The sequence below is a fragment of the Rhizobium sp. P2_G2 genome, from assembly GCF_056403555.1.
This window is the reverse complement of record NZ_JBFUFF010000001.1, coordinates 162524-184447: the sequence shown is the minus strand read 5'-3', so window position 1 is coordinate 184447 and position 21924 is coordinate 162524. Positions and strand designations below refer to the sequence as shown.

General features: G+C 61.6%; 22 protein-coding genes. 8 read left to right on the top strand and 14 right to left on the bottom strand.

What is annotated here, in order from left to right:
- Positions 1–94: 94 nt before the first annotated feature.
- A complete protein-coding gene (locus AC1D06_RS00850; RefSeq protein ID WP_477875372.1) occupies positions 95–874 on the bottom strand; it encodes a transporter substrate-binding domain-containing protein in 780 nt (259 codons plus the stop codon).
- A 362-nt stretch (positions 875–1236) separates the two neighbouring features.
- On the opposite strand from AC1D06_RS00850, the gene AC1D06_RS00845 reads away from it, so the two are divergent.
- A complete protein-coding gene (locus AC1D06_RS00845) occupies positions 1237–2133 on the top strand; it encodes a MurR/RpiR family transcriptional regulator (RefSeq protein WP_477875371.1) in 897 nt (298 codons plus the stop codon).
- A 63-nt stretch (positions 2134–2196) separates the two neighbouring features.
- Here the strand turns inward: AC1D06_RS00845 and AC1D06_RS00840 are convergent, their stop codons facing one another.
- From AC1D06_RS00840 to AC1D06_RS00795, 10 genes are all read right to left on the bottom strand, one after another.
- Positions 2197–3108, bottom strand: a complete 912-nt coding sequence (locus AC1D06_RS00840) for a homocysteine S-methyltransferase family protein (protein WP_477875370.1) — start codon at positions 3106–3108, stop codon at positions 2197–2199.
- 20 nt (positions 3109–3128) lie between these two features.
- Positions 3129–3572: an Lrp/AsnC family transcriptional regulator gene (locus AC1D06_RS00835; protein ID WP_477875369.1), complete on the bottom strand. Its 444-nt coding sequence runs from the start codon at positions 3570–3572 to the stop codon at positions 3129–3131.
- Complete coding sequence (locus AC1D06_RS00830) at positions 3569–4363, bottom strand: phosphotransferase (protein ID WP_477984272.1); 795 nt, start codon at positions 4361–4363, stop codon at positions 3569–3571. The genes AC1D06_RS00835 and AC1D06_RS00830 overlap by 4 nt, the downstream gene beginning before the upstream one ends.
- Positions 4364–4450: 87 nt before the next feature.
- Entirely contained in the window at positions 4451–5737 is a 1287-nt protein-coding gene (locus tag AC1D06_RS00825) for a trans-sulfuration enzyme family protein (protein WP_477984270.1), read from the bottom strand.
- Between the two features lie 158 nt (positions 5738–5895).
- Entirely contained in the window at positions 5896–6585 is a 690-nt protein-coding gene (locus tag AC1D06_RS00820) for an ABC transporter permease (protein WP_477984268.1), read from the bottom strand.
- A gap of 11 nt (positions 6586–6596) precedes the next feature.
- Positions 6597–7319: an ABC transporter permease gene (locus tag AC1D06_RS00815; protein WP_477984266.1), complete on the bottom strand. Its 723-nt coding sequence runs from the start codon at positions 7317–7319 to the stop codon at positions 6597–6599.
- Between the two features lie 106 nt (positions 7320–7425).
- Entirely contained in the window at positions 7426–8196 is a 771-nt protein-coding gene (locus AC1D06_RS00810; RefSeq protein WP_477984264.1) for a transporter substrate-binding domain-containing protein, read from the bottom strand.
- Between the two features lie 38 nt (positions 8197–8234).
- Entirely contained in the window at positions 8235–9014 is a 780-nt protein-coding gene (locus AC1D06_RS00805; protein ID WP_477984262.1) for an ABC transporter ATP-binding protein, read from the bottom strand.
- 135 nt (positions 9015–9149) lie between these two features.
- Positions 9150–10559: an aldehyde dehydrogenase family protein gene (locus tag AC1D06_RS00800; RefSeq protein WP_477984260.1), complete on the bottom strand. Its 1410-nt coding sequence runs from the start codon at positions 10557–10559 to the stop codon at positions 9150–9152.
- Entirely contained in the window at positions 10556–11620 is a 1065-nt protein-coding gene (locus AC1D06_RS00795) for a homoserine dehydrogenase (protein ID WP_477875362.1), read from the bottom strand. The genes AC1D06_RS00800 and AC1D06_RS00795 overlap by 4 nt, the downstream gene beginning before the upstream one ends.
- Positions 11621–11852: 232 nt before the next feature.
- Between AC1D06_RS00795 and AC1D06_RS00790 the strand changes: the two genes are divergently transcribed.
- The 7 genes from AC1D06_RS00790 (at position 11853) to AC1D06_RS00760 (ending at position 19126) form a co-directional block, all read left to right on the top strand.
- Entirely contained in the window at positions 11853–12314 is a 462-nt protein-coding gene (locus AC1D06_RS00790) for an Lrp/AsnC family transcriptional regulator (RefSeq protein WP_477984258.1), read from the top strand.
- 236 nt (positions 12315–12550) lie between these two features.
- Complete coding sequence (locus AC1D06_RS00785) at positions 12551–13540, top strand: LacI family DNA-binding transcriptional regulator (RefSeq protein WP_477875360.1); 990 nt, start codon at positions 12551–12553, stop codon at positions 13538–13540.
- Between the two features lie 115 nt (positions 13541–13655).
- Positions 13656–14936 (top strand): ABC transporter substrate-binding protein, encoded by a 1281-nt coding sequence (locus tag AC1D06_RS00780; protein ID WP_477984256.1) that lies wholly within the window; start codon positions 13656–13658, stop codon positions 14934–14936.
- A gap of 109 nt (positions 14937–15045) precedes the next feature.
- The gene (locus tag AC1D06_RS00775; protein ID WP_477984254.1) at positions 15046–15894 is read left to right on the top strand and encodes a carbohydrate ABC transporter permease; all 849 of its coding nucleotides are present in this window, start codon (positions 15046–15048) and stop codon (positions 15892–15894) included.
- Positions 15894–16736, top strand: coding sequence for a carbohydrate ABC transporter permease (locus tag AC1D06_RS00770; protein ID WP_477875357.1), 843 nt, complete (start codon positions 15894–15896; stop codon positions 16734–16736). The genes AC1D06_RS00775 and AC1D06_RS00770 overlap by 1 nt, the downstream gene beginning before the upstream one ends.
- A gap of 3 nt (positions 16737–16739) precedes the next feature.
- Positions 16740–18089, top strand: coding sequence for a glycoside hydrolase family 32 protein (locus tag AC1D06_RS00765; protein ID WP_477984252.1), 1350 nt, complete (start codon positions 16740–16742; stop codon positions 18087–18089).
- A 41-nt stretch (positions 18090–18130) separates the two neighbouring features.
- The gene (locus tag AC1D06_RS00760; protein WP_477984250.1) at positions 18131–19126 is read left to right on the top strand and encodes an ABC transporter ATP-binding protein; all 996 of its coding nucleotides are present in this window, start codon (positions 18131–18133) and stop codon (positions 19124–19126) included.
- Between the two features lie 77 nt (positions 19127–19203).
- Here AC1D06_RS00760 and AC1D06_RS00755 read toward each other — a convergent pair whose 3' ends face one another.
- Genes AC1D06_RS00755 through AC1D06_RS00745 form a run of 3 tightly spaced genes read right to left on the bottom strand, consistent with a single transcriptional unit; the run spans position 19204 to position 21900 of the window.
- Positions 19204–20355, bottom strand: coding sequence for an NAD(P)/FAD-dependent oxidoreductase (locus AC1D06_RS00755; RefSeq protein ID WP_477984248.1), 1152 nt, complete (start codon positions 20353–20355; stop codon positions 19204–19206).
- A 3-nt stretch (positions 20356–20358) separates the two neighbouring features.
- On the bottom strand, positions 20359–20679 hold the full coding sequence (locus AC1D06_RS00750; protein WP_477984246.1) for a 2Fe-2S iron-sulfur cluster-binding protein: 321 nt from the start codon (positions 20677–20679) through the stop codon (positions 20359–20361).
- A 12-nt stretch (positions 20680–20691) separates the two neighbouring features.
- Positions 20692–21900 (bottom strand): cytochrome P450, encoded by a 1209-nt coding sequence (locus AC1D06_RS00745; RefSeq protein ID WP_477984244.1) that lies wholly within the window; start codon positions 21898–21900, stop codon positions 20692–20694.
- Positions 21901–21924: the final 24 nt, after the last annotated feature.

The window sequence follows — 21924 nt, the reverse complement described above, 5'->3', positions numbered from 1 at the left end:
GGCAAGCGCCGGAAGCACTGCCCGGCGGCGCTCGTTTCGACCGAAAATCCAAGAGCGCATGGCGACGTCAGTCGCCATGCGCAACGACAACCTTTCAGTCGCCGTAGATGTTGAAATCGAAATACTTCTTGGAGAAGGCGTCATAGGTGCCGTCGGCGCGGATCGCCTTGATCGCCGCGTTGAACTTGTCTTTGAGCGCCGTATCTTCCTTGCGCAGGCCGATACCCATGCCGGTTCCAAGAACGGCGGGGTCGTCGGCGACGTTGCCCTTGTAGTCGCAGCACTTGCCGGCTTCGGACTTCAGGAAGGCATTGAGTGCGATCGTATCGGCCTGGATCGCGTCGATACGGCCGGCGGCGAGGTCCTGGTTGGCCTCGTCCTGGGTCTGGTATTCCTTGATCTCGGCTGCCTTGCCGGCGAAATGCTTCTTCACATAATCCGCATTGTTGGTGGAGATCTGCACGCCGATCACCTTGCCGGCCAGATCATCCGGAGTGGCGCCGAACTTGTCTTCCTTGTTGCCGACGATGCCGGCCGGCGTATTATAGTATTTGTCGGAGAAGGAAATCGTCTTCAGGCGCTCGGCAGTGATCGACATCGAGCTCATGATCGCATCGATCTTGTGGCTGGTGAGCGCCGGAATGATGCCGTCCCAGGCGATTGGGGTGATGACGCAGTCGAGCTTGGCCTGTTTGCAGACCGCTTGCTCAAATTCGACTTCCCAGCCGACCCATTTGCCCGAAGCGTCAAGCGAGGTGAACGGCGGATAGGGTTCGGCGGAGAAGGCGACCCTGACGGTTTCCGCCTGCGCCGCGACGGCGCCAGTCAGGCCAAGCGCAAAAGCCAGAACTGCGATTTTCGATTTCTGCCTCATTTCATTCCCCTTTTTTGTTTGGTGCTGCTGAAATAGTCCGTCGAAGGCTTACCGTCCCGAGCCATTCAATTGCTCTGACAGTTCGGATCCGCAGAAGCCCTGCTGCGGGGCCTTCGCTCATGTTTTCGACATTGAATGTTTTCTTTCACAATGTCAATATATGAAAGTTTTCATTCAAAAAATACTCGACCCGCTGAACCTGAGAGAGTCGAAACGCCGCCTGCATTTCCATCTGGCCTTCAAGGAGATGCTTGCTGCATCCATAAGTGCCGACACGGCCGATCCATGACCGAAAACTTTCTTATATTGACATCATGATAGAAAACGCCCGAAACTGGAAACCCAGACGACGGAAGCGAGACATGACGGACGGGAATGTAAGGGAGCGCTTGGTCGAGCTATCGCAGGGTGCCAGCAAGGTCGAAAAGGTGCTCGCGACCTATATGCTTGCCAATCTGGAAAGCCTGCCTTTCGAGACTGCGGCGTCGCTCGGCGAAAAGGCCGGGGTCAGCGAGCCCTCCGTCGGACGGTTCTGCCGCGCCTTGGGCTTCCGGCACTTCAAGGAGCTGAAGACATCGCTGAAGGGCGACATCGGAAACAGTCCCTGGCTGATCGGCGACCGCCTGCGAGACTATCGTGAACGCAGCCTTGCCGGTGACGGCGCGCTGGCCGATGGACTACAGATGGAAATCGCCGCCATTGTGCGGAACTACGAAATCGCCCAGACTGAAGAATGGCGGCAGGTCGTCGAGCGCCTGGCGCATGTGCCGCATGTTTTCATCGCGGCATTTCAGACCGAACGCGGCCTGGGGGATTTGCTGGCGCACCAGCTCGAATATCTTCGGCCAGGCGTGCGCCTGCTCGATCTCGCCGGCGGCACCTTCACGGATCTTCTGCTTTCCGAGCCGAAGAATGCGGCCCTGGTGATCATCGAGCTCAGACACTACTCAGTGCTTGCTCAGCGGCTCGCGGCGGAGGCGAAGAAATTGGGCGTGCCGGTGACCCTGATCACTGATTCCTATTGCGATTGGGGCCGGGACGTCGCGAGCGAGATGTTCTCGGTACAAACCGATCTCAACCAATTCTGGGATTCGCCCGCGCCGATCGCCGGCCTGATCTCGCTGCTCCTCAACGGAGTGTTCAACCAGATCGGGCCGTCGGTGGAGGAACGGGTAACCAGGGTATCAGCCCTTTACGGTCGCTTCATCGGCCATACGAGATCGACGACCGGCGCGGCGCAGGACAAATCCAAGGAATGAATGAGAAAGGGCCGTCACAAGCCGGGTTTCGACACCGACAGCGGTGACAGGGCCGGAGAACACCTATTCTCCATTTGCCCTTAATCGGGCTGCGAGGCAACGGATATGCGACGCGCCGATGCCGCAGCAGCCGCCGATCATTGTCGCGCCACTCTCCACCCAGTCGCAGGCGAATCCGGAATAACGGTCGCCCGAAAGGTCGTCGCGGGTCGCGTGCAGCGTCTCATTGGCTGCGCCATCTTCCTCCGAGGTGAAGGCATTGGCATAGACGCCGATCTCGATGGGGCGCCCTTCCCCGGCAATGGCAGCGACCGCCTGCTCGACGGCGCGCTGCATGACTTCCGGGCGGCTGCAGTTGAAGAGCAGCGCCGAAGCGCCCGATCCGGCAATCCAGCGCGCAGCATCGGCAACGCTTTCGCCGGAACGCAGGGCCGCCGGCCGTGTCTCGGCGCCCGGCGCATCATCGAGCGTGAAAGAAATCCACAGGGGTTTGCCGGTGCCCGCCACCGCATGCTGCACGGCCTCGCCCTCCGCCATCAGGCTCAGCGTCTCTCCCAGCCAGATGTCGACGAAGGGCGCGAGTTCCTCGACCAGCACATCGAGATAGTCCTGCACGAGGTCCGGCCTGAAGAGCTGCGGCTCGTAGGAGCCGAAAATCGGGGGCAGCGATCCCGCGACAAGCACCTTGCGGTCTCCCGCCGCATCGGCGGCTTCGCGAGCCAGTTGTCCCGCAAGCGCAATCAGCCTGCGGCCGTCGTCGCGGAACCGTTGCTCGCCGATATGAAACGGCACCAGCGCGTAACTATTGGTGGTGACGACATCGGCGCCGGCGGCGATGAACTCCTCATGCACGCGCCGGACAAGCTCCGGGCTCTCCATCAGGGCGAGCGCGGACCATTCCGGCTGCTTGAGTTCCGCACCGAGGCGGACGAGCTCACGGCTCATGCCGCCGTCGAGGATTCTAATGGATTTCACAGCTTACCCTTCCGTTTAAGTCAGCGTTTTATCATTGAAGACAGTGCGAATGCCGTCAGCGTGTCGCGCACGCCGGGCAGATTTGAAACGTCCTGCCAGATTTCGCGAATGCGGTCCGCAGCACCTGCTTCGACCCGGACGACGAGGTCGAATTCCCCGCTCATGACGTCGCAGGACACGACTTCCGGCAGGCGCTTGAGCGCCTGGATGACGTCGCCGCCACGCATGCGGTCATGACGATAGACGAACATCATTGCGGCAATGGCCGAGGCGCGCGGCGTTCCCTCGCCCGCGACGATCGTATAGCCCTGGATCAGGCCGTCGCGCTCCAGCCGCTCTATGCGCTGGCGCACTGCATTGCGCGACAGGTTGATTTTCTCGGCCAGCTCCGCATGCGCGATCCGGGCATTGCGGGTCAGCTCGGCGAGAATGCGCTCGTCGGAGCGGTCGAGAATACGCTTCATGCCCGCATCTCCGCAATGCAGGCGGTGGCCGAGACGAAGGCCCGAAGTGCAGACGCTTCGAGATCGGCAATCCGGTCACTGCGCGCAAGCGAGGTGGCGGCAGCCGCCAAAATGAAGGCTGGCAAGGCCTGCCGTTCCGCCTGACTGAGGGGGCGGATTTCTTCATATCCGGCCAGCAGTGCACCAGCGAGCACCTCGTCGAGTGTACCGTCAGCCCGAGCAGCCCAATGCAGCAGCAGATCGGCAAGCTCCGCGATCAGCAGGTCGTCATGGCGGAGGCGGAAATTGATGACGCCGCTGACCGCCTCTCCGAGAAAGAAGACGTTGTCGCGATGGAGCGCACCATGCACGGCGCCCTTCGGCAGGCCTGGCAGCCTGGCCTCCGTGGAAAGCTTCAGCGTCTGGTGAATGCGGGCAGCGCAGCTCGCGAGCGCCTGGCATTTTCCGGGCGTGACCTCGTTCGGCGGAGACCCCGGCACGAAGCCGACGACCGCGATCAGCTTACCCGACAGCGTTATGGTCGCCGCACCCGCATCGGTGCGGAAGGTCGCGGGACAGGGTATGCCGCCGGCGGCGAGCGTTTCCATCGTGCGGAAGGCGCGCTCGAGATCGAAGGCATCGGCACCACCTTCGAACACGGTGACGATGAACTCGCCTCGCTCGGAGCGGAAAAGGAAAGTGGTTTCAGCATCGCCATCGGCGATGCCGATCACCGAGGTCAGCCGTCCCAGGCGATAGGCTTTGGCGATCCGCGCGCAGTCGGTCTCCGAAAGATCCGTGAAAACTGCCATCGCTTCCTTTCCGTCAGTGCTGCTCCGACTCGCGCAGCTCAATCCCCACTGCACGGGCGCCTTGCAGTGTCCTTCCTGCCCAATCATTCAACCCGAAAGCGCCTGGTCGAGATCGGCGATCAGATCGCTCGGCGCCTCCAGCCCCACGGACAGCCGGAACACGCCGTCGCCGGCAAAACGCCGGTAGTCTTCGAGCTGGTCGCCGGCGAGCTGGTAGGTCGTGGTCATCATCTCCTCGGTATCGAGCAGCACGACGATCGAGCGCTGATGGCCGAGCGAGAAGGCGTAGTGAGCGACCTTGAGACGCTCGGCAAGTTGCTGGGCCATCTTGCCCGGTTGCTTTACCTGGAAGGTCACGATGCCGCCGAATACCTCCATCTGCCGCTTCGCCAGGTCGTGCTGCGGGTGGGAGACAAGGCCGGGATAGGTCACGGCCGTGATCGCGGGATGACGTTGCAGGAAGGTCGCGACCCGTATCGCCGTCTCCGAGATCGTCCGCAGGCGGGGAAAGAGCGTGTCGATGCCGCGCAGGATCAGCCAGGCGTTCATGGCCGGCATCGAGGCCCCGAGATAGACGCCGGCGCGCGAGCGGATTTTCTCGACGAGCTCTTTGCGCCCGCAGACCACGCCGCCGAGCGCATCGCCATGGCCATTGATGAATTTCGTCAGCGAATGGATGACGAGGTCCGCGCCCAGCAAGAGCGGCTGTGTTGCAACAGGCGTGGCAAGCGTCGAATCGACCGACATCAGCGCGCCGTGCTGTCGCGCAAGCGCGGCAATGGCGGCAAGATCCGTGAGGCGCAGGATCGGATTGCACGGACTTTCGCAATGAACGAGCCTGGTATTGGGTCGGAAAGCGGCCGCCACGTCCTCAGGCCGCGACATGTTCACCGGCGTCACCTCGATGCCGTAATCCGGCAGAATGCGTCGCGCCAGTTCGTTGGCGCCGGCATAGCAGACATCGCTGAGGATCAGGTGATCGCCCTTCTTCAGGAAGGTGAGGAATGTGGCGCCGATCGCCGCCACGCCGGTCGCCGTCGCCACCGCATCGTCGGCGCCTTCGAGTACGGCGAGCCGTTGTTCTAGCTGGCGCACCGTCGGATTGGTCCAGCGCGCATAGAGAAAGGGCAGTGCTGTCAGGTCATCCACGCCATCGGCCGAAAAAGCACCGTCGCCCGGCACCAGCACGTTGTTGACGGACATGGAAATGTTCGGCGCGATCGCCTTGGTCGCGGGATCGATGACAAGTCCGCCGCTCAGCGCCAAGGTGTCGCGGCGGAGACCCGCATTCGCGTCGGGCGCCTGCTTGGGAAACTCGGCGCCATAAGCCGGGAGATGTGGGGCCGGAAGATGTGAGAGATTCGTTGCGGTCATCAGGTCCTCCTCGCGATTTCATTCCGTGGAATTTTAGAGCAATGGCATCATTTTCAGCCGCACAATCGCTCCGTCTGCAGTCCAAACGCGGCGAAGGAGACGCGATTTGCGCGGCAAATGCGCGTGTCAGGCCAAATGCCGGGATAGCCCGATCGATTTCAGCGCCGTATCGGCACTTGCATCTCGACGAAGCGGAAGGCGCGCGTGATGACAAGGGTGAGGCAGACATAAAAGACGGTGACGACGATCAGGGGCTCGTAGACCAGTAGCGTGTCCTGCCTGACCTTGTAGGCCACGGCATAGAGATCCATCACCGTAACGGTGAAGGCGAGCGGCGTTGCTTTCAGCTGCAGCACCACTTCGCCGCCGATGGTCGGCAGCGCGATGCGGATCGCCCGCGGCAGCCAGATGCGGCGCAGCAGCGTCCAGCGGGTCATGCCGAAGGCGCGTCCTGCCTCCAGCTCGCCCTTCGGCACGGCAAGCAGTGCACCGCGCAGCACCTCGGCCTCATAGGCGGCATAATTGAGCGTGAAGCTCACCGCAGCGAAGAAGAAGCCCTCGCGCACGATCGGCCACAGGAAGCTCGCTCGCAAGCCGGGGATCATCGGCAGGAAAGACCCGACGCCGTAATAGAGCAGCCACAGCTGGATGAGCAGCGGCGTCCCGCGAAAACCTGTGCAATAGGCCTTCGCACAGACGCGCAGCCACAATGGGCCGCCCACTTGCGCGAGCGCCAGGCCGATCGCCAGGACGAAGCCGAAGACCACCGAAATGACGAGCAGCAACAGGGTCTGTATTGCGCCAGCGACGATCAGCGGCCAATAGTTGGAGACCCATGAAAAATCCATCGCTTGTCTCCTCAGACCGGTTTCGGCTGTCCGCGCCGGAAATAGGTTTCAAGACTGCCGAACACGACGTTGGAGAAGAGGGTGATCATCAGGTAGAGGATGGCAGCGGCGAAGAAGAACAGGAAATAGTGCTTGGTATTGCCGGCAGCGAGCCGCGTGGCGAGCGCCAGTTCCTGGTAGCCGACGACGGCAATCAGCGCGCTATCCTTGGTAACCGACATCCAGAGATTGGCCATGCCGGGCAGCGCATTCGGCATCAGCGCCGGAAGCACGATGCGCCGGAACCGCAGCCAGGGCCGCATGCCGAAAGCGCTGGCCGCCTCGATCTGGCCGACGGGAATGGCGAGGATCGCGCCGCGCAGCACTTCCGTCATATAGGCGCCCTGCACGATCCCCAGGACCATGACGGCGGCAAGGAAGCCGTTGATCTCGATCGGCGGGAAGCCGAAGGTTGAGAGCAGCCTGTTGATGCCGTCGGTCCCCGCATAATAGAGGCCGATGATCAGGATCAGCTCGGGAACTGCGCGCATGGCCGTCGTATAGAAATCCAGAAGCACGCGGACGGCGCGGCCGCCCTTGAGTTTGCCTATCGCACCCGCAAGCCCGATCAGCATGCCGACAAGATAGGCGCCGAGTGAGATCAGGACGGTGGATACCGCGCCTGAGAGCAGCACCCCGCCCCATCCCGGCGGATAGGGAGAAAGCAGTGCCAGAAGGGATAGATTTGTCGACATGGAGACTGTTCCTGGGCAACCGATCGAGGTCGCTGCCGCTCAAGCGCTATCGTCTTGAGGAGGATGGACGAGGGCGGGACGCCGCAACGGCGCCCGCCCTTCGGGATCACTCGCCGTAGGGGTCGAAATCGAAATATTTCTTAGAGATTTCAGTGTATTTTCCGCTCGCCCTGACGGCGGCGATGGCGGCGTTCAGCTTGGCCAGGAGCGCGGTATCCTCCTTGCGCAGGCCGCCGCCGATGCCCTGTCCGAGAACCTCCGGATCGTCTTTGACATTGCCCATGTCGGCGCAGCAGCCCTTGCCGAAATCGGAATGGAGGAAGGTCATCAATGGAATGGAATCGCCGAAAACATAATCGACGCGGCCGACGGCGAGGTCCTGGAACGCCTCGTCCAACGTGGCATAGGTCTTTTCCGACGCTGCACTCGCATAATACTTCTTGTAATATTCAGACTGGATCGTCGAGACCTGGATGCCGATCGTCTTGCCCGTGACATCGGCGACATCGGTGCCGGCCTTGGCGCCCTGCGCGCCGATCAGCTTGCTCGGCGTGTTGTAATATTTGTCGGTGAAGGCGATCGTCTTCTTGCGTTCGTCGGTGATGGACATCGACGACCAGATGACGTCGAACTTCTTGGATTGAAGACCGGGGATCAGGCCATCCCAGGACATGTCGACGATGGAGCATTTCTCCTTCATCTCGGCGCAGACGGCATCCATCAGTTCGATTTCCCAACCGACCCATTTTCCGCTGGCGTCCTTGGTGAAGAACGGCGGGTAGGCTTCGTTCATGACGCCGAAGCGCACTTCGGCACTTGCGCCGGCCGCAGAGACAAGGAGCATCGCTCCGGCAGCAAGGTGGATCGCAGTCTTCATCTTCATTCCCCTTCTTTTCGATTGGCGAGCGCGCGGCGTCAGTGACGCGACGCGCTGGTGAATTCCCGACACCGCGCGCTGGCGGGCGCACCGAAGATCTGCTTCGGCGGGCCCTCCTCCTCCACGCGGCCCTGGTGAAGGAACATCACGTGGCTGGAAACGTCGCGGGCGAACTTCATCTCATGCGTGACCAGCAGCATCGTGCGGCCCTCCTCGGCAAGATCGCGGATGACTTTCAGCACCTCCCCGACAAGTTCGGGATCGAGCGCCGATGTCGGCTCGTCGAACAGCATCACAGAAGGGTCAACGCAGAGTGCGCGCGCTATGGAAGCGCGCTGCTGCTGGCCGCCTGACAGAAAGGCCGGGTAGACATTGCGCTTTTCATAAAGCCCGACCTTCTGCAGCAGGGCGTCCGCCTTCTCGGTCGCTTCCCTGCTGCTCATGCCGAGGACATACATCGGCGCTTCGATGACATTTTCGAGCACGGTCATGTGAGCCCAGAGGTTGAAACTCTGAAAAACCATGCCGAGGCCAGTGCGAATGCGCTCCACCTGCCGCCAGTTGGCGGGATGGGCGCGGCCATCCCGATCCGCCTTCATCAGCACTTCCTCGCCATTGATGACGAAGCGGCCGCGATCGGGAATTTCGAGAAAATTGATGCAGCGGAGAAAGGTGCTCTTGCCGGAACCGGAGGAACCGATCAGCGAGATGACAGCACCCTTTCTTGCGACAAGAGAAATGCCTTTCAGCACTTCATGGGAGCCGTAGCTCTTGTATACGTCGTCCACGCGCAACGCGCAGGAAATGTCGCTCGTCATTCACGTGGTTCCCCAGTTCTGGGTGGATTTGTTTTCACGGAGTTTATCGTCCGCGTGCGCGGCCCGGCTGCGCAATTTGCCACTTTTGAAATTTTTTCCTGCATCATTGCGCGCTTGCTGCGGACTTTCCGCATATTAGCCGCGGTTGATGCAGATCACCTTTGGCTGGGTCATGTCCTCATAGGCAAAACGCACGCCTTCGCGTCCCATGCTGCCATGTTTGAAGCCCCCGAAGGGCATGGCGTCGAAGCGGTAGTCCGATGAGTCGTTGATCATCACCCCGCCCGCTTCTATACCGGCCGCCGCTTCCAGCGCATCGGCGAGATTGTTGGTGAAGATGCCGGCATGCAGGCTGTAGTCCGGTTCGTTGGCCATGCGGATCGCGTCGGCAAGCGTCTCGAAACGTTCGAGTATGACCACCGGCGCGAAGATTTCCTCCCGCCAGAGCCGGCTTGCATGCGAAACACCCTCCAAGACTGTCGGGCTGTAGAGTGCGCGTCTGCGCCGATGTCCACACAGGAGCCGCGCTCCGGCGCCAATCGCTTCGTCGACCACGGCTTCCGCGCGTTCGGCCGCAGCCGGCGAGATCATCGGCCCGACATCCGTCTCATCGCGGCAGGGGTCACCAGTCCTGAGCCCTGCAGTGCCTGCCACGAACGCCTCACGGAAGTGGTCATAACAGGGGGCCTGAACAAGGATGCGCTGCGTGCCGACGCAATTCTGACCGGCCGCCCAGAAGGCGCCCGATATGCAGCTTGCCACTGCCTTGCCGATATCGCAGTCCGCCATCACGATAACCGGGGCATTGCCACCGAGATCCATGGCCAGTTTCTTCAGCCCGGCAGACCGGGAGATTGCCTCGCCGGTCGCAAAGCCTCCGGTAAACGACACCATCCGGACGTCCCTGGCTGAAACGATGGCGCGCCCAAGATCCGCACCACCGATCGCAATTGTGATGATCGCTTCCGGCAAGCCTGCCTCGGCCAGCGCCTCGACAAGTTTGACAGCCGAAAATGGCGCAAGTTCCGACGGCTTCAACAGGACCGCATTGCCGCCGGCTATGGCGGGGCCGAGCTTGTGTGCCACGAGGTTCAGCGGGTCGTTGTAAGGCGTGATGGCAGCGACGATGCCGAGTGGCTCGCGTGTGAACCAGCCCTGGCGCGCTTCGGAACCTGCAAAGGCATCGAACGGCACGATCTCTCCGGCATTGCGCCTGGCCTCCTCCGCGGAGAGCCTCAGCGTGTTGACGCAGCGCAACGTCTCCTTGCGCGCCTGGACAATCGTCTTGCCGGCCTCGCTGACGATGGTGCGGGCGAAGTCCTCGCAGCGCTCGTCGACAAGCCTTGCTGCTTTTTCCAGGATGGACGCCCGCTGATGGCGCGGCAGTGCACGCGACAGCGCCGCCCCCTTCCTGGCGCGAGCAAGGAGTGTATCCACATCGTCGTGTCTGCTTACCTCGATGCACCCGACCAGCGAGCCGTCATAGGGGTTGAGAACAGGAAGTTCTTCCACATCCGGAATGCTCCTGGGCTTTGCGGCGGTCATTCTGCGGCTTCCTTCGTCATGCGAGCCGGCGCCGTACGGTGGATGGCGACGATGTCGGAGAGAAGTGCGTAGGCCGTTTCGATCCGCCCGGCTCCCGGGCCGGTGACCGTAACAGCGCCAAGCATGTCGGTGGCGAAGCAAACCGCATTGACGGCGCCACCCACCGCGGCGAGCGGATGGTCGAGGGCCAGGCGCCGCGGTGCGACGCAGGCCTCGATCCGGCCGCTCTCACGGCGGATGGCCGAGCCGATCAGCTTCCAGCGGCAGCCGTCCTTCGCGGCAGCCTCGATGTCCGATACGGTCAGCGACGAGATCCCTTTGCAGGAGACGTCGGCTGGTTTAAGCGCGCCACCCAGGAGTTCGTTCGCCAGGATGACCACCTTGAGCCGCACATCGTGGCCTTCGACATCAGCCGTCGGATCGGCCTCGGCGTAACCGAGTGCCTGTGCCCCGCCCACCGCTTCGGAGAAGCCGAGCCCCGCCTCCATGCGACCCAGGACGAAATTCGAGGTGCCGTTGAGAATGCCTTCGAAGCCGGTAAGCCCGGCACCGGCAAGCGTGGTCTTCGCCATGCGGATGACCGGCGTCCCGCTCATCACCGCGCCTTCATATTCGAAAGACACATGATGACGGCGGGCCAGTGTCTTGAGCTCGTCGGCCGCAAGGGCGACCGGGCCTTTGTTGGTGGTGACCACATGCCTGCCGCTTTCAAGCGCCCAGCGGCAGTGGGACACGGCCGGCTCGCCATTGTCGGGGTTGGTGAAGGTGGCTTCCGCGACGATATCGGCAGGCGCATGCCGGATGACCTTTTCATTGTCCGCCTCCGCCGAGCCGCCGGAAAGCCTGGCAAAGCCGCCTCTTTCGAATTTCGTCCCGACAAGCATGCGCGGATCGATCCCGTTTGCCGAAACGACGGAGCCGAGATTGAGGTCGGTGACCGCAACGATGTTGAGCCGAAAGCCAAGCTCCGCCTGCCAGCGATCGTTGCGCTCGGCCACGAGTTGGGCAAGGGCGCGATTGACCCCACCGAATCCGATAAGCGCGATGTTGTATTGGATCATGTCGGCTCCTCATCCTGAACGATGGCAACAAGATGAGGGTGCAGAGTGTCAGTCGAAAGCTTGCAAAATGGCCAAAGGATTGGACGTTCTGGCAAGCCTCCACAACAAATGCGCAGATTCCACGTAAAAGCGGTGGATTGGGAAGCAGTTAGGCGCCTGTCAGCAGAATTCTGCGGCCATGCCGTGCAATCTGTGCATATTGTGCGCCGAAACGACTGCCGGGAATGAGACCATGGAACCGATTGACGACTTCGACCGCAAGATTCTCGGCATCGTCCAGGTCGACTGCCAGATGAAAGCCGAGGCCATCGGCGACCTCGTCGGTCTCTCCGCTTCGGCTGTCCAGCGTCGCCTGAAGCGAATGCGCGACTCCGGCATCATCACGGCCGAGATCGCGCTTGTCGACCGCAAGGTGGCCGGCAACCCCATGACGTTCATCGCCGGCATGGAGATCGAACGCGAGAACTACGACGCGCTGTCAAAATTCCGGCTCTGGCTGGCCAAGCAGGAGCATATCCAGCAAGTCTATTATGTCACCGGCTCTGTCGACCTGGTCGCGATCATCACCGCGCGTGACGTGGAGCAGTATGACGAGATCACAGCCAACCTGATGTCGGAGAATCCCCAGATCAAGCGTATTCATACCAATGTCGTACTGAAGGACATCAAGCTCGGCATGTTCGTGCCGATTTAGGACTGAGCAAAGATTTTTCGCCGTCTATCGACACGTCGCCGACCACCGGCATCGGCTGGCGCTTCTATGACAGATCGGCGCACTTTGCCTGTAAACGTCCCAAATGGAGTTCATCCAAAGACTTTGCGACATGCCCTAAAAAATATATAGCCTAGCGAGTGAGTATCGCCGGCGGCCGGCGATCCACCTGCTGCCTCCAAGGCAATATTTCTGGCTGCGTGGGAATCCGCTCGGAAATGGCATCGCAAAAGGAAATCGCGGAACGGGCGAAAACGTCTTTGAAAACGGTTTCGCGCGTCATAAACGGCGATCCGCTCGTCAACGCCAGGACGCGTGCACGCATCGAGGCAATCATCGCCGAAATTGGCTATGAGCCATCGCAAGCCGCGCGCATGATGCGTTCGCAGAAGAGCAATATCATCGGCTTTCTCGCGGCCGGCGTCGCAACCACCTCGTCGTCGATCGAACTCATCCGGGGTGCACAGGATGTCGCTTGGGAACGCGGCAAGCAGATGATGCTGTTCAATATCGAGCGCGACAGTGCCACCGCGTCCCTGGCGCAGAGCCAGCTGGCAGCCTTCCGGGCCGAAGCGGTGATCTATGCCGCCATCTACCATCAGGAAGTGAGGGTTTCGCCGAGCAGCATTCCGCATGTGCTGTTGAACTGCTTCGATGCGGATGGGCGCCTGCCGTCGGTCATACCCGATGACCGCAAGCTTGGCTTCGATCTTGCCACAATAATCTTCGACAAGGGCTACCGCCGCCCGGCCTTTCTCAACCTGGCTGGCCACCTTGTCGCCAGTTCGTTGCGGGCCCAGGGCTTTATCGAGGCGGCGGCGGCCCGCGGGCTGGATGTCAAGCGCTCGATCCAGTCGGCCGCCAAGCCCGGCTACGACGACCAGCCGAGATATATCTCCGACCAGATCCTTCCGCGGCTGTTTTCCGGTCCTGAGCGGCCGGATCTCATCCTCTGCGGACAGGATACCCTCGCAATGGATGTCTATTCGGTGCTGTCCGAGATGGGGCTGAGGGTAGGCCGTGACGTCGCCGTCGCCAGTTTCGACAATCTCGAGCCGATCGCCAGCCTGCTGCGCCCGGGCCTTTCGACCATGGAACTGCCCTATTATGAGATGGGACGGCGCGCGATGATGCATGCCATCGACAGGCCGGGCGATGCCTTGACCCTCCGCCTTGCGGGCCATTTCATCGAGCGCGCATCCATGTAAAGCCGGCTACGTCGCGACAAAACGTCCTTGAAAACACCAATTGACAACGTGAGACAACTCTGACACTCAATTGTCTCACGTTGTCAATGGACGGCGGTCACTGGGGAGGTTCGTGATGAAACGCATTCTTTTTGCGGGCGTGGCTCTTGCCGCCTGCCTTTCGGCTTCGCATGCCTTTGCAGGCAAGATCACCGTCTGGGTGATCGATGGCGATACCGAAAAGCCCTATTTCCAGCAGCTCAAGGATATGTTCAACGCCAAATTCAAGGCTGAGGACGTGAGCGCCGATGTCGTGCCGGTGCCGAATATCAACAACGCGATCCAATCGGCCACGCAATCCGGCGACCTGCCCGACGTGGTCCTGATCGATGGGCCCAACATGGCGAGCATGGCCTGGGCCGGAACGCTTCAGCCAATCGGCTCGCTCATCGATCCCTCAGTGCTCGCCGATCTCCTGCCCTCCGTCAGGGAACAAGGGACCTACGCGCCGACCAACGCGCTCTACAGCATCAGCCCGTATGACTCCTCCGTCATCCTGTGGGGCAACAAGTCGATGCTCGAAAAAGCGGGCGTACGCATTCCCACCACGCCGGACAATGCCTGGAGCCGGGACGAATTCCGTGACGCGCTGGCCAAGCTCGCGACCGTGCCCGGTGTCCGCTGGCCCCTCGATCTGAAGCTCAACTACGGTGCCGGCGAATGGATGACCTATGGCTTCCTTCCGTTTGTGGAGTCCAATGGCGGCGATCTCGTCGACCGCAAGACCTGGGTCGCGGAAGGGACGATCAATTCCAAGGCCAATGTCGATGCTCTTTCCGAAGTCCAATCCTGGGTGAAGAAGGGATGGGTCGTTCCGGCCAGCGCCGGCGACAACACATTCTACGGCGACAAGACCTCGGCGCTCTCCTGGGTCGGCAACTGGATGTGGCCGGCCTATGCCAAGGGACTCGGCAAAGACCTGGTGCTGATTCCGGCGCCGAAATTCGGCCCTGACGGCGTGAAGTCGCCGAATGGCGGCTGGAGCTGGGCTGTTCCAGCCAAGGCGCAGGACCTGAAGGATATCAAGCTTTTCCTCAACTACGCCATGTCGACGGAACAGGTGGCCGCCTATGCCAACATTACCGGCTATGCGCCGTCGCGCACTTCGGCACTGCCCCTGACGGAGAATTTCAAGAAGGGTGCCCCGGGAGAGCTGTTTGCCGAGCAGGGCGCCTGCTGCGCAATGGTCCGACCCGTGCATCCGGCCTATCCGGTGATGACGTCGAGCTGGTCGCAAGCCATTGTCAACATCCTGACCGGCAATGCCGACGTCAAGGCCGAGCTCGACCGCGCCGCCAAGGCGATCGACCAGGATATCGCCGACAACAGTGGCTATCCGCCCTTCGGCAAGCAGTAATTCAGAATAGTCCGACCGGCGAGCGTGGTTCCCGCGCCCGCCGGTCCCGCCGAACGGAACCGAGGTCGTAATGTCTCTCAAATCCCGCAGCCAGCGACAGGAATGGGCAATGCTTCTGCCAGGATTCATCCTGCTGGTGGTCCTGGTGATCGTTCCCTTCCTGCTGTCCTTCTGGTTCTCCTTCACCGATCAACGCATCATGCCGCGACCGATCCCCACCAAATTCGTCGGGCTCGGCAATTATGGGCGCGTGCTGGTCGACCCTCTGTTCTGGCAGGCGATCGGCAATACCGTGCTGTTCGCGCTGCTCGTCGTGCCGCTCCAGCTGGCCATGTCGCTTGGCACCGCGCTGATCCTGAACAGCGCCATTCCGTTTCGCGCCTTTTTCCGCGCCGTGGCGATCCTGCCGCTATTGTTGCCGATGACGGTGATCGCGGCGATCTGGGCCGTGCTCTATCGCATCCCCAACGGCCCGTTCAACACGATCGTCCAATGGTTTGCCGGCGACAGCGCGTTTGTCGATTTCCTCGGCAATTCCACGACCGCCATGGGGGCAATCGTGCTTCTGTCGGCCTGGGCGACCTTTCCCTACCAGATGCTGATCTATCTCGCCGGCCTTCAGGATATACCGGAAGAACAGTATGAGGCCGCCCGCATCGATGGCGCCAATGCCTGGCATCGGTTTCGCTTCGTCACCTGGCCGGGCCTGCGCAACGTCAACATCTTCCTGCTGATCATCACCACGGTAGGCGCGCTGAAACTCTTCACCCAGGTGAACATCCTGACCAAAGGCGGTCCGAACGGCGCCACGACGACGATCATCCAATATCTCTATACCCAAGGCTTCGCCCAGCAAAAGGTCGGCTATGCCTCCTCCGTCGCCGTGATGTTCTTCCTCGCCGTGTCGGCGATTGCACTCCTCCAGCGCCGCTTGATCAGGAATGAGGGAGAAGCCTGATGTCCGTCGCCCGCCGTCGTCTCACGATGCCGTTCCTTTTCGCCTGTGCCCTTGCCGTCAGCGTCTTGCTGCCACTGATGATGGCCGTGACTATCAGCCTCAATCCCGACGAGCAGGATATTCTCGTGTCGATGGGCCGGCTCAGATCCTTTATTCCCGAAGTGGTCTCGCTCACCAACTATATCCAGGTCTGGACCGATCCGGTTCATCCCTTCGCCCGCTATCTTGCCAATACGGCGCTGATCGCCTTTTCGACACTGACCCTCTCCATCCTGCTCAACTCGATGGCCGCCTTCGTACTCGCGCAGGGAACCATCCGCCTGCGCCGGCCCCTGATGGTCATCATCCTGGCGACACTTGCCATTCCGTGGGAGAGCTTGGCTTTGCCGCAACTGATGATGGCGGGCTGGGCGCATCTGATCGATGGCTACACGGTCCAGATCGTGCCGGGCGTCGCCAATGCCATGTCGATCTTCCTGTTCTACCAGTTCTTCACCCGCTTTCCGAAAGAATTGATCGAGGCGGCGCGGATCGACGGCTTTTCCTTCTTCCAGATCTACCGCTATGTCGCCATGCCGCTTTCCCGGCCGGTCATCTCGGCCATTGCCGTGCTGCAGTTCCTGGAGATCTGGAACTCCTATCTCTGGCCGGTCATGGTGACGCGCGGCCCCGAACATCGGCCGCTATCGGTTGCGATGTCTGCTTATTACGGCACCAACCAGGCCTATTGGGGCAACATCATGGCTTTCGCCGTCTGCATGGCCGTGCCTGTCGTCCTGTTCTTTCTGATCATGCAACGCCAGTTCATCGCCTCGGTCATGGGCTCGGGCGTCAAGGGGTAATCCATGGACATTGCCGAGAAATACCGCCCTCGCCTGCATTTTTCGCCGGCGAGCGGTTGGATGAACGATCCCAATGGGTTGATCGTCGTCGACGGCCGATATCATCTGTTCTATCAGCACGATCCGCACAGCGTCAGCCATGGCCCGATGCATTGGGGGCATGCGTCCAGCGAAAACCTGGTCGATTGGCTGGAACACGCGGTCGCCCTTCGGCCCGACGCAGATGACGCCTGCTGGTCCGGCTCTGCCATCGAGACGGCTGAAAAAGAGGTCAAGCTCTTCTATACCGCGCACCGGCAGATGGCGGACGGACGCGATGTCGAGAGCCAGCGCCTCGTACATGCCGACCGGTCGCTTCAGACCTTCGCCGTCGATCCCGGAAATCCGGTCCTGGCCAATCCCGGCCTCGAGGTTTTCCGTGATCCCAAGGTGATCTGGCATGCCGAGAGCGCGCAATGGGTCATGCTGGTGACCATGGGCGAGACGATCGGTTTCTATGGGTCGACCAACCTGGTTGACTGGGAACCGTTGAGCACTTTCGGCGACCATGACGGCTGCCACGGCGGGGGGCCATGGGAGTGTCCCGACCTGATCAGGCTTGCCGCTCCCGACGGGTCCGAGCATTGGGCGCTGATCGTCGGCATAGGTGGCGGCGCTTATGCCGGAGGTTCCGGCACGCAGTATTTCATCGGCGCCTTCGACGGCAGGACCTTCAGCAACGCCAATCTGCCTTCCACCATTCTCTGGCTCGACCATGGCCGTGACTGCTACGCCGCCCAGACCTTCTTCGATGCCGAGGCGGGGCGGCCTCTCGCGCTCGCCTGGGCGAGCAACTGGCTTTATGCACGGGCGACGCCGACCACGGCATTTCGCGGCGTCATGACGCTACCGCGCGAAATCAGGCTGGTTGGCGACGCGGCACGCCTGCGCCTGGCCATGCACGTGCCGACCATGGTTCACCGCCGCTTTGCCTGTTACCGTCCGGATATCGCGAACGGAACCTACCGTTGGGAGGCGCTTGTCCGCCTCGAACCGGGCGAGGAGCAAGCCATCGCCTTGTTCGGCGAAGCGGCGCCGCATCTCACCCTCATCCGGGATACACATGCGCACGGCCGCATCCGCTCAAGCCGCGACGCGACGCATGCAATACCGGATTTCGCCCACGACTATGAAGTGGAGATCGACTGGCCGGAAGGCGGTCTCGATCTGACGCTCTATGTCGACCAGGGGGTGGTGGAGCTCTGCGCCGATCGGGGACGGGTCTGGATCACCAATCTCTTCTACCCCGAAGAGCCGGCAGGCGCGCTTTCCGTCACCCTTCGCGAGGCGGCCAGGCTCAAGGATGTCGCCTGAACCGCAGCCGCGACGCGGGCGCAAAACAACAGGAGGACAGAATGGCTGATGTCAATTTCAGATCCGTCGCCAAGCGATTTGGCGCTCATACGGTCATCCCGGAGCTCGACCTGACGATAGGCGACGGTTCCTTTACCGTCCTGGTCGGTCCGTCCGGCTGCGGCAAGTCGACATTGCTCCGAATGATTGCCGGGCTGGAGGAGGTGTCCTCCGGCTCGATTTCCATCGGCGGCGAGAACGTCACCGACCGGGATCCCTCCGAACGCGGCATCGCCATGGTTTTCCAGTCCTACGCGCTCTACCCGCATATGAGCGTCGCCGACAATATCGGCTTCGGGCTCAAACTGGCAGGACTGGCGAAAGTCGAGCTCGACGCGCGGGTGACCGAAGCCGCTTCGATCCTGCAACTGACATCGCTTCTCGACCGCAAGCCTCGCCAGCTCTCGGGCGGCCAGCGCCAACGCGTGGCCATCGGCCGTGCCATCGTTCGCAAACCCAAGGTCTTCCTGTTTGATGAGCCGCTGTCCAATCTCGACGCGGCCTTGCGTTCCCAGATGCGGGTCGAACTGGCCGAACTGCATGAGCGCCTGGGGGCGACCATGGTCTATGTCACCCACGACCAAGTGGAAGCGATGACCATGGCGGATCAGATCGTCGTGCTGAACGGCGGCCGGATCGAGCAGGTCGGTCCGCCGATGGATCTCTATTCCCGCCCGGCCACAGCATTCGTCGCCGGCTTCATCGGCTCACCAAAGATGAATTTCATTGAGGGGCCGGAGGCAGAGGTGCTTGGCGCCAAGCTGATCGGCATCCGCCCCGAACACCTGAAGATCGGTGGCGACGGCCGCTGGCACGGCAGTATCCGCCATGTCGAGCATCTAGGGTCGGAAACGCTGCTCTATGTCGAAACGGCCTCGGTCGGGACGCTAACCATCAAAATGGATGGCAATCACGACGTTCGCATCGGAAGCGTGACCGCGATCTGGTTCGACGACGCTAACCTGCATCGCTTCAATGACGAATCTCGCCTGGCATAGGGCTGGGTTGGAAATGGGCGTTTGCAACCCTAAACGTTTCCGCCTGCACAACCGACGTCAGGAGACGAGGCTTTTCGCTAAACAAGTCCAAGTTCGCGCTTGGCGGTCATGAAGCCGCGGGCATCGTTGATGCAGTCGACGGCGATCAGGTTGCCGGCGCGGAAATAGGAGACACGCAGACTATCCTCCGCCGGACCCGTGGCAGCCTCGGTGTGATCGAAGCCGCGGTTGAGGCCGGCGATCTGCAGTTTCGTCGCATATTGATCCGACCAGAACCATGGTCGCGGACGATAAGGACAATTCTCGCCGAGAATGTTGCAGGCGACCTGTTCGGCTTGCGCGATCGCATGCGGAACGGATTCGAGACGAATCCAATCGCCATCATGCAGGAAGCATGCGCAATCCCCTGCAGCCCAGATATGAGGATCCGATGTCCGGCCACTCGCGTCGACCATGACACCATTGCCAATCGTCAGCCCAGCACGCTCGGCGAGACCGCTATTGGGGCGAACACCAATCCCCACCACGACCGCATCGACGGATAGGCGCGTGCCGTCCGTCAACGCGGCCATGATCGCCGGCCCGTCCACGATCAGCGTGTCGAGACCGACCGCCTCGCGAATCGTGACGCCCTGGGAGGCATGAAGTTCGCGCAAATGTCTGGCCGTGGGCTCCGCAGCCACGCGGCCAAGGATGCGATCTGCCATTTCGATGAGCGTCACGGTCGCACCCGCCTGACGCCCGGCCGCAGCCACTTCGAGGCCGACATAGCCGCCACCGACAACGAGAATACGCGCTCCGTCATGCAGCATTGGCCGCAACCGGTCCGCATCGGCCATCGTTCGGAGATGGAACACCTTTGCCACGTCGCCGCGTATCCGAGCCGGGAGTTCGATCGGGCTCGCGCCTGTTGCCAGAACGAGGTGATCGTAAGGCAAACGACCCGCCTTGGTCACGACAAGCCGCAATTCCCGGTCGATTGCCAGGACCGGTTCGTTGACGCGGAGGTCGATCGCCACGCTCACGAAAAAATCGGACGCGCGGAAGGCCATGCGTTCCGGCTCGAGCTTGCCGAGCAGATAGGCCTTGCTCAGCGGCGGACGCTGATAGGGCACGACACCCTCATCGCCGAACAGCGTGATTGCTCCCGAAAAACCCTGCTGCCGCAGTTTCGCAGCGCAGGCAAATCCCGCCTGGCCGGCACCAACGATGACGACGCGATCAACCATGGCTCAACCGGCGGCGGGGATGGTGATCAGGCTGCCGTCGAGGCGGCCATCCACCCGGATCTGGCAGCTCAGGCGACTGCCGGCCTGTCGCGGCGCCTCGGTGAAATCGAGCATGTCGTTCTCGTGCTCGCTGATCGGGTCGAGCGCGGCGGAGAGATGATCATCGACGACGACATGGCAGGTGGCACAGGCCGCAGAACCGTTACATTCGGCGATGATGCCGGGAATGGAGTTCTGCAGCGCGACTTCCATCAGGCTTAGACCCTCCCTGGCCGTGCAGGACTGTTCCTTCCCATTGGGAAGGGCGAATGTAATCATCATCATCGTGATCTCCTCTCAGCAGTCCCAGACGACCGGAAGCGTTGTCGGGCCGCGGAAGACCCAGCCTTGGATGCGCACCGCATCCGGGTTCCGGAGCCGCAGGTTCGGCAGCCTCTCGAACAGTTTCGGCACGACGAGCCGGCCGACCATGTGCCGCGCGACCCAGGTGCCAGCGCAGAAATGCGCACCGGCGCCGAAGGCCAGATGCGACTTCTTCTCGCGGAACACATCGAAGCGGTCGGGCGCGTCGAAACGGTTCGGATCCCGATTGGCGGCGCCGACGCAGAGGCCGACCTGGTCGCCGGCCCGCAATTGCACGCCTGAGAATGCGATGTCGCGGGTCACGCGCCGCGGATACATGCCGATCGGCGAAATCCAGCGCACGGATTCTTCGAAGGCGGTGGGCCAAAGATTGGCATCCGCCATAATGCGCCCAAGCTGGTCAGGATTCTGCAACAGTCCGAGAACCATGGTCAGAATGGAATCGCGCGGCTCGTTCAGCCCGCCGCCGACGGCGACTTTGATATTGGCGTAGATCTGCTCGATCGTATGCGGCTGATCAGCATGAATCATCGACGCCAGGACGGATGTGTTGGGATTGTCGCGATGATAGGGCAAAGCGTGATCGACGGCTGCCTCGACCCCTTTCGCGGCCTCAGCCGCCTTGCGGGAAATGTCAGCGTCGCCGGAATAATTACCCGCGCCATCGATCAGGCACTGCGACCAGAGCGCCATGGTCTGCCAGTCGACATCGAGAAAGCCAAGCACTTCGGCCAATGCCCTGCCGGCCATGGGCGCTGCCAGCACATCGAAGAGATCGGCCTCGCCCTCCCTTTCGAACCCGGCCATGATCTCGTCGAAGATCGCCTCGAGCCGTGGCGCCCAGCAGGATTTGACCGCACCCGGCCGCAGGGCAGGCTCGACGGCCTTGCGCTCAATGGCATGGGCCTCGCCATCCTTGCGCATCATGGTGTGACCCATGACCTTGTTGACCAGGGACTGGGGATTTTCCGAAGAGAAAGTCTCGGGGTCGCGCTCCATTGCCATGATGTCGTCGTAGCGCGTCGCGACCATGATGTTGGCCGCCTCGATCCTGACCACCGCGGCCATGTCGCGGGCGCGCTCGAATGTCGGATATGGGTCTTTCAACAGGTCGGCAAAGGACACGTCCGAGATCACCGGAACGGCGCGCACGATTTCTGCCTGGGCTAAAGTTTCTCCCATTGCTTCCTCCAAAGCAAATTTCAT

Excerpts from the sequence above, each read along its gene's own strand:
- AC1D06_RS00825 (WP_477984270.1), bottom strand. The coding sequence starts at position 5,737 with ATGACCGCAACGAATCTCTCACATCTTCCGGCCCCACATCTCCCGGCT.
- AC1D06_RS00795 (WP_477875362.1), bottom strand. The coding sequence starts at position 11,620 with ATGATCCAATACAACATCGCGCTTATCGGATTCGGTGGGGTCAATCGC.
- AC1D06_RS00765 (WP_477984252.1), top strand. The coding sequence starts at position 16,740 with ATGGACATTGCCGAGAAATACCGCCCTCGCCTGCATTTTTCGCCGGCG.
- AC1D06_RS00805 (WP_477984262.1), bottom strand. The coding sequence starts at position 9,014 with ATGACGAGCGACATTTCCTGCGCGTTGCGCGTGGACGACGTATACAAG.
- AC1D06_RS00750 (WP_477984246.1), bottom strand. The coding sequence starts at position 20,679 with ATGATGATGATTACATTCGCCCTTCCCAATGGGAAGGAACAGTCCTGC.
- AC1D06_RS00760 (WP_477984250.1), top strand. The coding sequence starts at position 18,131 with ATGGCTGATGTCAATTTCAGATCCGTCGCCAAGCGATTTGGCGCTCAT.
- AC1D06_RS00815 (WP_477984266.1), bottom strand. The coding sequence starts at position 7,319 with ATGTCGACAAATCTATCCCTTCTGGCACTGCTTTCTCCCTATCCGCCG.
- AC1D06_RS00780 (WP_477984256.1), top strand. The coding sequence starts at position 13,656 with ATGAAACGCATTCTTTTTGCGGGCGTGGCTCTTGCCGCCTGCCTTTCG.
- AC1D06_RS00830 (WP_477984272.1), bottom strand. The coding sequence starts at position 4,363 with ATGGCAGTTTTCACGGATCTTTCGGAGACCGACTGCGCGCGGATCGCC.
- AC1D06_RS00755 (WP_477984248.1), bottom strand. The coding sequence starts at position 20,355 with ATGGTTGATCGCGTCGTCATCGTTGGTGCCGGCCAGGCGGGATTTGCC.
- AC1D06_RS00850 (WP_477875372.1), bottom strand. The coding sequence starts at position 874 with ATGAGGCAGAAATCGAAAATCGCAGTTCTGGCTTTTGCGCTTGGCCTG.
- AC1D06_RS00835 (WP_477875369.1), bottom strand. The coding sequence starts at position 3,572 with ATGAAGCGTATTCTCGACCGCTCCGACGAGCGCATTCTCGCCGAGCTG.
- AC1D06_RS00790 (WP_477984258.1), top strand. The coding sequence starts at position 11,853 with ATGGAACCGATTGACGACTTCGACCGCAAGATTCTCGGCATCGTCCAG.
- AC1D06_RS00785 (WP_477875360.1), top strand. The coding sequence starts at position 12,551 with ATGGCATCGCAAAAGGAAATCGCGGAACGGGCGAAAACGTCTTTGAAA.
- AC1D06_RS00775 (WP_477984254.1), top strand. The coding sequence starts at position 15,046 with ATGCTTCTGCCAGGATTCATCCTGCTGGTGGTCCTGGTGATCGTTCCC.
- AC1D06_RS00820 (WP_477984268.1), bottom strand. The coding sequence starts at position 6,585 with ATGGATTTTTCATGGGTCTCCAACTATTGGCCGCTGATCGTCGCTGGC.
- AC1D06_RS00810 (WP_477984264.1), bottom strand. The coding sequence starts at position 8,196 with ATGAAGACTGCGATCCACCTTGCTGCCGGAGCGATGCTCCTTGTCTCT.
- AC1D06_RS00845 (WP_477875371.1), top strand. The coding sequence starts at position 1,237 with ATGACGGACGGGAATGTAAGGGAGCGCTTGGTCGAGCTATCGCAGGGT.
- AC1D06_RS00745 (WP_477984244.1), bottom strand. The coding sequence starts at position 21,900 with ATGGGAGAAACTTTAGCCCAGGCAGAAATCGTGCGCGCCGTTCCGGTG.
- AC1D06_RS00770 (WP_477875357.1), top strand. The coding sequence starts at position 15,894 with ATGTCCGTCGCCCGCCGTCGTCTCACGATGCCGTTCCTTTTCGCCTGT.
- AC1D06_RS00800 (WP_477984260.1), bottom strand. The coding sequence starts at position 10,559 with ATGACCGCCGCAAAGCCCAGGAGCATTCCGGATGTGGAAGAACTTCCT.